The organism is Cellvibrio sp. QJXJ (assembly GCF_024452345.1).
Taxonomy (GTDB): domain Bacteria; phylum Pseudomonadota; class Gammaproteobacteria; order Pseudomonadales; family Cellvibrionaceae; genus Cellvibrio.
This window is the reverse complement of the sequence record NZ_CP101662.1, coordinates 2,321,990-2,334,232: the sequence shown is the minus strand read 5'-3', so window position 1 is coordinate 2,334,232 and position 12,243 is coordinate 2,321,990. Positions and strand designations below refer to the sequence as shown.

Annotated in this window: 11 protein-coding genes; 4 read left to right on the top strand and 7 right to left on the bottom strand. The window is 49.7% G+C overall.

Annotated elements, in window-relative coordinates; translation table 11 throughout:
• Positions 1 to 49: 49 nt before the first annotated feature.
• The 5 genes from NNX04_RS10100 to NNX04_RS10080 are packed head-to-tail and all read right to left on the bottom strand — an operon-like array spanning position 50 to position 6,010.
• Positions 50 to 1,117, bottom strand: a complete 1,068-nt coding sequence (locus tag NNX04_RS10100; RefSeq protein WP_261948346.1) for an AAA family ATPase — start codon at positions 1,115 to 1,117, stop codon at positions 50 to 52.
• Positions 1,114 to 2,610, bottom strand: coding sequence for a DUF4350 domain-containing protein (locus tag NNX04_RS10095; protein WP_261948345.1), 1,497 nt, complete (start codon positions 2,608 to 2,610; stop codon positions 1,114 to 1,116). Before NNX04_RS10095 ends, NNX04_RS10100 begins: the two co-directional genes overlap by 4 nt.
• Positions 2,607 to 4,283, bottom strand: a complete 1,677-nt coding sequence (locus NNX04_RS10090) for a hypothetical protein (RefSeq protein ID WP_261948344.1) — start codon at positions 4,281 to 4,283, stop codon at positions 2,607 to 2,609. The genes NNX04_RS10095 and NNX04_RS10090 overlap by 4 nt, the downstream gene beginning before the upstream one ends.
• Positions 4,280 to 5,275, bottom strand: a complete 996-nt coding sequence (locus NNX04_RS10085; protein ID WP_261948343.1) for a stage II sporulation protein M — start codon at positions 5,273 to 5,275, stop codon at positions 4,280 to 4,282. The genes NNX04_RS10090 and NNX04_RS10085 overlap by 4 nt, the downstream gene beginning before the upstream one ends.
• A gap of 39 nt (positions 5,276 to 5,314) precedes the next feature.
• Entirely contained in the window at positions 5,315 to 6,010 is a 696-nt protein-coding gene (locus tag NNX04_RS10080; RefSeq protein ID WP_261948342.1) for an RDD family protein, read from the bottom strand.
• A gap of 311 nt (positions 6,011 to 6,321) precedes the next feature.
• Between NNX04_RS10080 and NNX04_RS10075 the strand changes: the two genes are divergently transcribed.
• The 4 genes from NNX04_RS10075 (at position 6,322) to NNX04_RS10060 (ending at position 9,147) form a co-directional block, all read left to right on the top strand.
• The gene (locus tag NNX04_RS10075; protein WP_261948341.1) at positions 6,322 to 6,594 is read left to right on the top strand and encodes a YbeD family protein; all 273 of its coding nucleotides are present in this window, start codon (positions 6,322 to 6,324) and stop codon (positions 6,592 to 6,594) included.
• Position 6,595: 1 nt separating this feature from the next.
• Positions 6,596 to 7,246 carry a lipoyl(octanoyl) transferase LipB gene (gene lipB, locus NNX04_RS10070; protein ID WP_225318464.1) on the top strand — a complete coding sequence of 217 codons (651 nt, stop codon included), beginning with the start codon at positions 6,596 to 6,598 and terminating at the stop codon, positions 7,244 to 7,246.
• A gap of 170 nt (positions 7,247 to 7,416) precedes the next feature.
• Complete coding sequence (gene lipA, locus NNX04_RS10065; RefSeq protein ID WP_261948340.1) at positions 7,417 to 8,451, top strand: lipoyl synthase; 1,035 nt, start codon at positions 7,417 to 7,419, stop codon at positions 8,449 to 8,451.
• A 177-nt stretch (positions 8,452 to 8,628) separates the two neighbouring features.
• The gene (locus NNX04_RS10060; protein WP_261948339.1) at positions 8,629 to 9,147 is read left to right on the top strand and encodes a GNAT family N-acetyltransferase; all 519 of its coding nucleotides are present in this window, start codon (positions 8,629 to 8,631) and stop codon (positions 9,145 to 9,147) included.
• Positions 9,148 to 9,153: 6 nt separating this feature from the next.
• Here the strand turns inward: NNX04_RS10060 and NNX04_RS10055 are convergent, their stop codons facing one another.
• A complete protein-coding gene (locus NNX04_RS10055; RefSeq protein ID WP_261948338.1) occupies positions 9,154 to 10,548 on the bottom strand; it encodes a diguanylate cyclase in 1,395 nt (464 codons plus the stop codon).
• Positions 10,549 to 10,911: 363 nt separating this feature from the next.
• Positions 10,912 to 12,216: an NAD(P)/FAD-dependent oxidoreductase gene (locus NNX04_RS10050; RefSeq protein ID WP_261948337.1), complete on the bottom strand. Its 1,305-nt coding sequence runs from the start codon at positions 12,214 to 12,216 to the stop codon at positions 10,912 to 10,914.
• Positions 12,217 to 12,243 lie beyond the last annotated feature (27 nt).

Genomic DNA, 12,243 nt, shown 5'->3' with positions numbered 1-12,243 from the left:
CGACTTCCGACACTGTGCACCGACACCGAGCCCCGATGTTAATCTCATATCAATTTCGCGGTGCATCAACCTGCAATAGAATATTGTGCAATATCCGCTCGGCCGCTATGCCTTCAATCGCCAATTCTGGCGATAACAAAATACGGTGGCGCAGCGCGGGGATAAACATTTTTTTCACGTCGTCGGGTGTGACGAAGGTGTTGTTGCTGATTAATGCGTAGGCACGCGCTGCCGCGAGCAATGCGATACAAGCGCGTGGGCCAGCGCCGCGCGCAATGCCGGACCAACTGCGAGTGGCGCGCACCAGTTTCACCACGTACTGCAGAATTTGGTCATCCACCGTAATTTGCTCGGCGATTTTTTGCAGGCTCAAAACATGGGCTGGTTTTAACAGGGTACGAATATGTTCCAAACCAAAACCGCCTTGTGCTTGCGAGGTAACCTGGCGCAACATTAATTGCTCATCGCTTTCGCTGGGGTAATCGATAATGACCTTCAACATAAAACGATCCAGCTCCGCCTCGGGCAGCGGGTAAGTGCCTTCCTGTTCAACCGGGTTTTGCGTCGCCAATACCATAAACGGCTCGCCGGTTTTAAAGGATTCCCCTTCAATCGTAATCTGACCTTCCTGCATCACTTCCAATAGTGCTGCCTGGGTTTTGGCGGGCGCGCGGTTAATTTCATCGGCGAGTAATAAATTAGTGAATGCCGGGCCTTTGCGGATTTCAAATTCCTGCTTTGCCATATTGAACATGGCGTGACCGGTGACATCGCTGGGCATTAAATCTGGCGTAAATTGCACGCGCGAAAATTGTCCGCCAAAACATTTTGCCAAGCTGCGTACCAACAAGGTTTTCCCCAGCCCTGGTACCCCTTCAATCAATACGTGGCCGCGTGCAATCAAAGCAATTAATACTTGTTCGATAATCGCATCCTGACCGATTAATACGCGTTTTATTTCGTTTAATAAATTATTGGCCAGTGCGCTGGCTTGCTGTAAACGTTGCTGCAGGTTTTCATCGGCACCTGTTGCTGGACTGGTGGCGACATCTTGCGCATGTTCAGCATTTTGTAAATTGATATCGGCGCTTTCACTGCTGTGGATTGACTCGGTCATAGTTGCTTCCTGATGGTTTGCAAATGGGCGATGGCGTTGGCAAAGTCTTGCGGTTGATGCAAATCCTCGGCATAGAGTGAGCGCTGAATTGCCGCGAGATCAATGCCGGTTAGTTCCTGTAAAAATTCACTGCGTTGTTGTTTGTCGGCTTGTGCTAACTGCGGATGCTGTTGCACCAGACGAGTGAAAATTTGCTGGCGCAATACAGTGAGTAATTGTGGGTGTTGCTGATTGCGCCAGAGCAACATGGCGCTGGCAAAAATATGTTCCGCCAAACTGCGGCGCGCGGTTTCCTTGTTCACAAAAATCGGCCCGAAGCGTTGGCTTTTTGCCCAGAGCCACAGCAGCAGCGCAAGCAGTGCGGCGAGTACACCATAGGGCGCGTTGCGCCACAGGATTGCAGCGAGTGAGGGCGCATCCTGATTGCTTAAAAACCACACGCGACCATTGTGGTTAGCCAGGCTCCAGAGTGCATAGGCGTGGTCGTGACAATCAATGCGGCGATTGCTCCAAATAGTGTTGTCGCTGGTAATGGTGATGCCGCCAGCGCCGACTTCAAAATAAACCATGTGCGATGTTTCTGAATCGTCGGTGCTTTTGTTGTTTTCTTCTGTGTTCGCTTCCGCTGTGTTTACTTCATCTTCTGTGGATATTTCATCTTCTACAGTTGTTTCACTCTCCTCGTAGTCCTCATCCTGATAAAAAAATGGATCGTAACGGCTAAAGTCAAAACGCAAGGGTTTTTCTTCATCGGCAAATTCTACTTCGTTCGGCTCGTCGCCCAAGCTGCAGCGATAATAGTTTTCCGGTTTATCTTCTTTTTTGGGTTTTTTAGTGGTTGATTTTTTATCGTTTTGTTTTGCTTCTTCTTTGTTTTCTTGCGTGGTGCTTTCTTGTTTAGTGTTTTCTTCAGTTTCTTGTTTGGGGAGCTGCTCAGCATTTTGGCTATCAGTAGCTTCGGTTGAGTCTTCTTCTGATTCTTCCTCTTCCTCGTCATCCTTGTTATCAAACGCGTCAAACAATGACTGTGCCAAATCCGGCACATGATCAGCGGCGGGGGTGATACCAAAATCCCGCAGCAGCAAATCCTCTTCATCGGTGTGGGAGCCGATAAAAGGGTTTTGGGTGGAGGTAATCAGTGTGCCGCCGTTTTCAGCCCACTCGTACAAACGCTCGTAGCGTTCCTGGGTGAGGGTTTTATTGGCGTTAATCAGAACGATGGTATCGTCCTGCCCCAAGGGAATATTTCGCCAGCGATGGTCATCAAGCAGGCTGAGATTCTTAACGCTGGTCGCTTGCACGCCGTGTTTACGCAAAAATATTTCGGCGGCGAGAAAATCATTTCGTTTGGCTTCGCTGGAATAACCTAAATCGATTTCTTTTTCTTCCCAGCGAAAGTTACTGATGGCCCAATAAATCAGCCCGGCGATCACCACGGCAGCAAAGGCAAGCAAGATAATAATTTGGCGTAGCGACAGGGATTTTTTACTCATTGCGCACCCGCCTTGCCAGCAACTGGCGATGTCGGTGCGACTGGTAATAGCCAACAACTATTCCACTGCAGGCAGAGCTGCTCCGCCAATGCAAATTCCGGTAGCTTGTGGCCGTAGGCAAGTTGCTGCCACGAGCGCGTTAGCTCGGCAAAATAGTCGATTTGTTGTTGCAGTATTTTCTGATGTAAATGTTGTTGCTGCGGATGCTGCGCGGCAGTGACATGATTCAGCAGTTCGCGCATAAGTTGTACACATTCACCTTCTGTATGGCCTTCGTGAATATCGGCGCCTTTATAAATTAATTGAAACAAACTGGCGCGGTAGAGTAGGGCAAGCGCTGCGCGGCTATTGCCTTGTTGCAAGAGTTGCAAGGCATTGGCACTGACATCGTCGGGCAATGACTCCTGCGTGACCTCCATACCAAACAGTGTTTGCGGTTTACTGCGCGGCACCTTGGTGGGCGCAACGCGTACAAATTGTGCTGACAACCAATGGCGATAGCGATAAACCACCAGTGCGACAAGTAGCAGCACGGCGCTCCACAAGAGTATTTCCAAGCCACTGGCGAAAAAACCAAAGCCTTTGAAGTCCTCAAATTTGTCAAAAAAATCGCCAAAATGTTTATCCAGAAATTCAAAGAACCAATTTTTTTCTTCCTCTTTTTCTATAAAGGTGAGCGTGCGTTTTATTTCTTTGCGACTAAATTCCGCTTGTTGCATTACCTCGGTAATCGCTTTCTGCGCTTGCTCACGGTTAATGTCCTGATAATCGCCCAGTGGTTGCTCAAGTAATTCTTGCGCACTATTTTCCGTTTGCTCTTGCGCAGCTTCCATGGTCGGCAATGGGTCATCGGCATAAGCGTGTGGTGCAGCATCGATTAACAAACAACAGCCCAGTGCTATAGCGCCGAGCAGCGAAACCAGTTGCGATGAAGCGGTGCGTTTGTTGGCAATGCGACGGAAGGCGATATCTATATCCCAGGCTTCTAATTTCACGCGGCGATTTAAATAAAGCGCAAATCCACAGGCCGTATAAAAAGGTGCGGTTAAACCCAAAGCCACATACCACAGCCCCAGTTGTAAATAAGGCAGCCAGTTTTTTTCCTGATTAAAAAAGAAATGTCGCCATTCGATTTCCAGTTCCTGCGGAACCATCGACCAGAGAATAGTGATCATGCCGATGGTGAGAAAAATTTCCAGCAACAGCCCGATAAAACTCAACCAGCCGGCGGGTGTTGAATCTTCACGGTGTAATACCAATAAACGAGCTTGGCGACGTTTACCAGCAAGCCCTTCCAGTTGCAGCACGGGTAAATCCATGCAGCGCGTGGGGCTAAAGCGGCGAATCGTCAGGCTCATAAACAGGTGTTGGCGCGCGAGTTTGGTGAATTCTTTTAAAGTACTGCGTGTTGTGGGTAAATTGTTAAATACCGCGCGGCTGATAATGTGCAATAGGGGGCGCTCGTAAAGTGGTTTAAACCACCAGAGCAATACAAAAGCGACCCAGAAATAATGTTCTGGCACCATGAGTGCCAGCGCCAAAAAAGGTGCGCTGGCGAGTAGCCAGACTTTTATCATCGGCAGCCACCAACGCTTGGCCATCAGCAAACCTAAATCCACTGCTTCCCACGCTGAGCGCGGGCGAATTTCCAGCGTGACTTGATCCAGATTCATGACGGGCTTCCCTCTGCGCGTGTATCCAGCCCGCGCCCGCTAAAGACAAAATAGCTAATGACCACTGTCCATAAAAATCCGCCGACCAGATATTTTTGCCATGGCATTAAAATATTGTTAGAGGACCAAAAAGCTTCAATAAATGCCGCAATCACCAGCATGATAATCACGCCGTAAATTAATTGGATGGCAATTTTACTCGCGCGTTTTAGCGATTCGGTACGCGTGAGGTTGCCCGGCGCCAGCAGCGCATAACCGAGTTTCAAACCGGCGGCTCCGGAAATACAAATCGCCGTTAATTCAAAACTGCCGTGCCCCACCACAAAGGTAAAAAAAGTTTGGGTAAATTCCGCATTGGTTAAATGCCCCGCCACGGCGCCCATCAACAAGCCGTTGTAGACGAGGAAAAAAATCGAGCCGACACCAAATAAAATGCCGGAGGCAAAGGTGCGAAAACTCACACCAATGTTGTTACGAATATAAAAACCAAACATTTGTACATTGGTGTCGGATTCGCGTGCACTGCCCAAGGTTCGGTTTTGTGGATCGTACATTTCTTCAAAACTGCTGACTTGCGCCGGTGGCGTAATGGTGTAAACCAAATCCGGCTGCCACAAAATCGCTAAATAAATAATCAGCCCCGGCACATAGAGCAATGCCGTCGCCCACCAAATATAGGATTGTTGTGCGCGCACCAAACGCGGAAAACCCGCGACTACAAAACTGATCAGTTGCTGCATAAACGGTTGTTTGCGGCGATAAAGTTGTTGATGGCCGCGCACCACCAAATCGCCCAGCTTGTCGACCAAATGGCTGGAGTAGTGGCGGTCTGTTGCCAGTGCATGTAAGTGACACAGGCGGCGATAGCGGCTGGCAAAGCTCGCCAGTTCGCTGCCGGAGAGCTGGCGATTGGGGCTTTCCAGCGCAATGATTTGCTGTTCCAGCAATTCCCATAGGGGTTGATAGGTTTGTTCAAATTGGCCTTGTTTCATCGGCTATTTTTTCCTTGGCTAAATGCTGCAGCGGTAGGCTTAGTGTTTGCCGACCATGCTGTTGGCCATTTGTTTAATGCGCGTGACCGGGTCCTGCGCGCCTATCACCGGTACTAACAGTGCCGCGAGTTCAGCCTGGCGTTCGGCAGACAAATAATTGCTGCGCTCGGCAAAGGCGAGCAGCGCGCGCTGTTCGTCGGTGGAGAAATCGGCTGGTACCGGCAGTTGGCCGCGCACGGCAAAGTCAGTGTGTTGGGCGGTGGTTGCGTCGTACACCACCATGCTGCCGGCGGCTAAATCACCCAGGCGTTTGAATTGGCGATTGCACAGGCTGGTGATAATGCCGGTGAGGTAGAGCATGGGCAGAAAATCCACCACGCGCAGCAGGTTGCGCAGCAGCGATGGCCCGAAAGTGATGGGTGTGCCGTCGTCGTTTACCACCCGAATGCCCAGCCATTTTTTGCCGGGCGTGCGACCGTTGCGTGTCACTTCAAAAAATACCGGGTAAAACCACTCCAGCAAAAATGCCAGAATCAGCGCGACTCCGGTGCCCATTTTGCCGAGCAGGGAGAGCAGGACAAACATAATCGTGGTGATCGCGCCGCGAATCAGAATGTCGATCAGCTGGGCTAAACAGCGCACCATAAACCCAGCGGGCGTGAGCGGCAGGAGCGCGCCTTCCGGGGTTTCAATGGCGTGGCGGGTGTCGAGTAGTGGGTGCGAGTGTGATGACAAGTCTGGCTATCCTTTTTACATGTCACTGTGGCCGTATCAGCGTAGGTGATGGCTACGGTAGTTGGCGCAAAAGTTATTCTTTTTTGGCGCAAATAATTGTTTTTTTAACGCCAAGATTGGCGGCGAGCATAACGGATAAGCCTATATCTGAATAGTCAAAACCACCTTTTCCGGCTTGTTAAAGAGGATTTCGCCCCCATACTGAGGCTATAATTTGCGCCAGCTTTTATCCCTCTATTTACCAAGACAAGTACCCGCGCAAGTATCAAGGACAGCCCGTTTGCCCAACTTGTCGATAGCCGAGATACCTTATGTCAGACCAACAGCCCCCCAAAATTGAGTTTCCCTGCGAAAACTACCCCATCAAAGTGCTGGGTGAAGCAGGGCCGGATCTGCATAGCTATGTGATAGAAATTATGGAGCGCCACGCGCCCGGCTTTGATCAGACGCGCATCACCATCAAAGAGAGCAGCAAAGGCCGCTACAACTCATTAACTGTGTGGATTACTGCCACCGGGGTCGAGCAGCTGACGGCAATTCACGAAGACCTGCGTATTAATCGCAGCATTAAAATGGTGATGTAACTTGGCGCAATCCTCTTTAGCGCTGGAAGTCATCAACCTCGGCCAGCAGGATTATCAAACCAGTTGGCAAGCCATGACCGATTTCACCAACCAGCGCACGCCGGAAACACCGGATCAGCTGTGGTTAGTGGAGCATCCTCCGGTATTTACCCAAGGGCAGGCCGGCAAAGCCGAGCACTTGCTGTTCCCCGGTGATATTCCCGTAGTCCAGACGGATCGCGGTGGGCAGGTGACTTATCACGGCCCCGGCCAGTTGGTGGCCTACCCGTTGCTGGACTTGCGTCGCCTGAACATCGGTGTGCGTGAGCTGGTGACTCGCATCGAGCAAACTATTATTGCCACGCTCGCGTACTACGACATTGAATCTGCCGCCAAGGCAGATGCTCCGGGCGTGTATGTGAATGGCGATAAAATCGCGTCCCTCGGCCTGCGCGTGCGGCGCGGCTGCAGTTTTCACGGCTTGGCGCTCAATGTGGCGATGGATTTAGCGCCCTTCCAGCGCATCAACCCCTGTGGTTATCAGGGCTTGGCCATGACTCAAATGAAAGATCTATTGCCCAATCCGCCCGCATTGGCGGATGTTCAAACCCAACTTGTCGCAGAATTTGCGCGGAAATTAGGTTATGAAACCTGTACAATGCGCGCCAATTAATGCGCCTGAATTTTCATCATAGTGAGTTGTGAGGCAGGAATAGCCTTGTGAGACTGCCGGAGACAGGATGTCGACGACAAGCCCCCATGGATGGGTTCACGGCGTGTCTCACAAGGCTATTCCTGACTCGCAACGGGTTAATGGCACAGTCAGCCAACAACGAGATTCTTATGACAGACCTTCCACCCGTATCGACTTTCGTACCCGAACTGCAGCCGGTCAAACGTACCGAGCGCTACAAACAGGGTGAAAAGCTGCGTGATGCCGACAAAGTCGAGCGTATTCCGGTAAAAGTGATTGCCAGCGATCGCGACGAAACCCAGCGCAAACCTGACTGGATTCGTGTACGTATTCCCGCATCGCCCGAAGTGGATCGCATCAAATCCATCCTGCGCAAAAACAAATTGTCTTCAGTGTGCGAAGAGGCAAACTGCCCGAACCTGGGTGAATGTTTCAGCGGCGGCACCGCGACCTTTATGATCATGGGCGACATTTGTACCCGTCGCTGCCCCTTCTGCGATGTGGGCCACGGCAAACCCAATCCGCTCGATGAACAGGAGCCGCGCAAACTCGCCGAAGCGATTGCTGAAATGCGGTTGAAATACGTGGTGATTACCTCGGTAGACCGCGACGATCTGCGTGATGGCGGCGCACAACATTTTGCCGATTGTATTCGCGAAGCACGCGAACTCAGCCCGAAATTGCAAGTGGAAGTATTAGTACCGGATTTCCGGGGCCGTATGGATATCGCCTTGGATATTCTTGAAAAAGAAGCGCCCGATGTGTTCAACCACAATATGGAAACCGTCTCGCGTTTGTACCGCCAGGCGCGCCCCGGTGCGAATTACGAATGGTCGCTGGAATTGCTCAAGCAATACAAAGCACGTCGGCCGGATGTATTAACCAAATCCGGTTTGATGGTTGGCCTTGGCGAAACCAAAGAAGAAATTATTGAAGTAATGCAGCATATGCGCGCCCATGACATCGACATGCTCACCATCGGCCAATATTTGCAGCCCTCCAAAGACCATTTGCCGGTTGAACGTTTTGTTCACCCCGACGAATTTGCCGAGTACACCAAACTCGCGGAAGAAATGGGCTTTAAACACGCCGCCTGCGGCCCACTGGTGCGTTCGTCGTACCACGCGGACAAACAAGCGCACGGTGAAGACGTAAAATGGTTCGGTGAAACCAAAACCAATTAACGGACCTGTTTACCGGTGTTTAAAAAACTCCCGCTAGCCGGGAGTTTTTTGTCTCTGCCTGTTGTCCCATTAATTAGACTGTCTCACTAAGTAGATTGCCCCATTTCAAGCATCCCCATTTTTTATAGCAGTGGCGCCCGTTCGGCACTGCTATTTTGTGCGCATCGAGTAACGATTGTGAAATTATCGGCAGTAAAAAAAGACATTAGGATCAGCGTCTGCGCACTGGAATCCAAACCGGAATTCTTTGCGCAGGTCGCGCGTTGGCATCATCAGGAGTGTGAGCGCCAAGGTTTAAAATCAACTCTCGCCCTGCGCCTGCAGCGCTTGGTCATGCATATCCGTGAAAGCGCCATCCCCAAAACCCTTATCGCCTTGCAAACCGATCAACTAGTCGGTTGCGTTAGCCTGGTGGATTACACCTTTCGCAGCAGCGAACGCATGCCCAAAGTCACCAGCGCCAGTCCGGTATGGCTCAGCAATTTATTTGTGCAAGAAAATTTGCGTCAGCAAGGTATAGGCAATGGCTTGATCGATGCCGCAAAAAACTACGCACTGGAATTAGGTTTGGAAGAGCTCTGGCTTTCAGCGACAGACTACACCGACTACTACCAAAAACGCGGCTGGGAAATTGTGCGCCGCACGAAATTAGGTGGGCGTCAGGTGAATGTGATGCGGGTGGAGTTGGAAGGTTAACGTTAATCACTCAGCCGTTAAAAATGCGACCACGTGGTTACGACCATTGTTTTTGGCTTGGTAGAGTGCCTGATCGGCGCGCCGCATTTCCTCGTCAAAACATATCTCAGCATTGGGTGAGGCTAAGCTGTAACCAATGCTGGCAGTGATGGAAATGTGTTGGTTGCAGTCGAGCAGTATCTTTTTTTCACGCAGACTGTCGAGCAGCCTATTACAGATAAGTTCGGCATCGCTTTTGTTACCAATGATAATACTAAATGCAAACTCTTCACCGCCAATGCGGCCGTAAATATCTTCCTGACGAAAAAATTGCATGATGCACTCAGCGCAGCTGACCAATACCTGGTCGCCAGCGCTGTGGCCATAGGTATCGTTAATGTTTTTGAAATTGTCGAGATCCAAAATGCCCGTCAGCAGAAAAAATTGATTGCGCTGTGCGCGAAAAATTTGTTTGGCGGCATGATCGTTAAAACTGCGCCGATTGGGTAGGTTGGTGAGGCTGTCGTTAAATGCCAAACGTTCCAGTTGTTGGTTGGCCATGCGCAATTCATCGGTGCGTTGGGATACCAATTGTTCCAGGTTATCTTTCAGTAGTTTCAAATCTTTGTTGCGTTTTTCCAGTTGCTCGGCGTGATACATTTGCTCAGTGATATCGCGCTCTATAGCGGCAAAATGTGTGATGTCACCATAGCGATTAGTGAGTGGGAATATATTCATGTCCAGCCAATAGGGGTGGCCGGTTTTGCTGTAATTTAATATTTTTTCGCGAATGGATTTTTTTTCAAGTAGGGCAGTACGTATACGTGCAAGCGTGTCCGGGTCTGTATGTTTTCCCTGCAAAATACGCGGTGTTTCACCGATAACATCGCTCGCGCTGTAGCCAGTTAGTTTTTCAAATGCGGCGTTTACATAAATAATTTTTGGGCCGGTGGGTGAGTCTATATCTCCCGCTTCGGTAACTATGACAATGTCTTGGCTGTTTTGCAGAATATTTTCGTAGGAAAAAAGATTTTTGCTGTCGGTAATATCATTAAAAGTGACAATAATAAAACTGTCTTCGAGTTTGTCCGCTTCGTCCATGTAGGCATTGACCAAAAACCAGGTGGCATTTTTACGGTTGCCATCTAAAACCCCCATGATTTCATTGGTAACCGGGTTTCTAAAACGTTTTACTTTGTTAGCGGGAAACTCGTTGTGGTGTAACACCCGGTTGCCATCATCAATAAAACGCCATTGTGGATCCGCTAAATCCCGGCCAATGATTTGCTCATAAGTGAGTCGCAGCAGTTTCAACGCCGTGGGGTTAGCGTAGACAATAGATGTGTCCCAGCGATGTATGACAACACCTATATGGGCATTTTCAAGGAGTGTTTGTAGGCTGATTGCGTCTATGCCATTCATAAGCAGACACCTTTAGCGGCTGGGCCTATGTTTCTTTAAGCGACATCCTAAGAGTAGTGACATTGATCACAATAAGCCAGCAACATGAGGCATGAATGGTTAATTTATTGAGTTGTTGAAGCAATACGAATGTTAAAAAAATCTTTTAGTCTTTTTAGTTATTCCAAGCTACTGTAATTATCAGGGCTGGAGTAGTTGTTATAAGGATAATAAATATGTCCAGCATTGCGCAGCGCAATGGAATGTGCGTGGCTAATAGCGGGTGAATTACATTATTGTAGTGCGAGGAATTGATATTTTATGCGTGATGTTTAACTACAGCCCTCTGTGCAGGGCTGTAGTTGGTTGCACGGAGAATTTAAATCAATGCAACTTCAAACGCGGTCTTAACCAGCGGTTTAAACGGCCGCCGAGCATAATCAAGCCAGTGCGCAGTAAACCGTGAATGGCGATTTGGTGCATGCGATATAAGGAGATATAAACCATGCGCGCCAAGCGGCCTTCGATGAACATGCTGCCTTTGCTCAGATTGCCCATTAAATTGCCGACGGTGGAATAACTCGCGAGGGAAACGAGTGAGCCGTAGTCGGTGTATTTGTAAGCGGTGAGCGGTTTGTTATTCAGGTGCGCGATAATATTTTTGTAACAGGCGCTCGCCATTTGGTGGGCGGATTGCGCGCGCGGTGGCACACGGCTGCCGTCCGGGTTTACAAATTGTGCGCAGTCGCCGATGGCAAAAATGGTCGCGTCGCGGGTGGTTTGTAAAAATTCATTCACATGCAATTGATTGATGCGATTAGTTTCCAGACCGGCGAGGTTGGCCATAAAGTCGGGCACTTTAATGCCTGCTGCCCACACGATGATATCCGCTTGAATTAATTGACCGTCTTTAGTGTGCAGCCCTTCGGTAGAGGCGGAGGTGATCATGGTATTGAGTTTTACATCTACACCAATTTTTACCAATTCACTGTGCGCTGAGCCGGAAATACGTTCGGGCAGTGCGGGCAAAATACGTGGGCCAGCTTCAATCAGTGTTGCGTGTAAATGTTCGTTGGTGACCGCATTGAAACCGTAGTTGTGAATTTCGTGTACGGCGTGATGCAATTCTGCGGAGAGTTCCACACCGGTTGCACCTGCACCCACAATGGCAATACGCACATTGTCGTCGGCGCCAGTAACACGCTGGATGCGCAAAAATTTATTGAGCAGTTTGGTGTGGAATTTGTGTGCCTGTGTTGGGCTGTCCAAAAACAAGCAGTGATCTTTTACGCCAGCGGTATTGAAATCGTTCGAGACAGAACCGAGTGCAATGACGAGATAATCGTAAGGGATGCGTGTAGAGGGTAAAAATTCCACCCCATCTTCGTCACGCATGGGCGCCAAAACTACTTCGCGTTGTTCGCGATCCAAATCAATCATGGTGCCCACACGAAAGAAAAAGTGATGCGCATTGGCGTGACCGCGATAGCTCACTGCATCCACGTCTTCATCCATGGTGCCCACCGCAATTTCGTGCAGCAGTGGTTTCCACAGGTGAGTGGTATTGCGATCAATCAGGGTAATTTCCGCTTTGTTTTTACGCCCGAGTTTATCGCCCAGTTTAGTGGCCAGTTCTAATCCGCCAGCGCCACCGCCGACAACAACAATGCGTGGTTTTTGTGTCTGCATGTTTATTCCTGCACTCTACATTAAAAA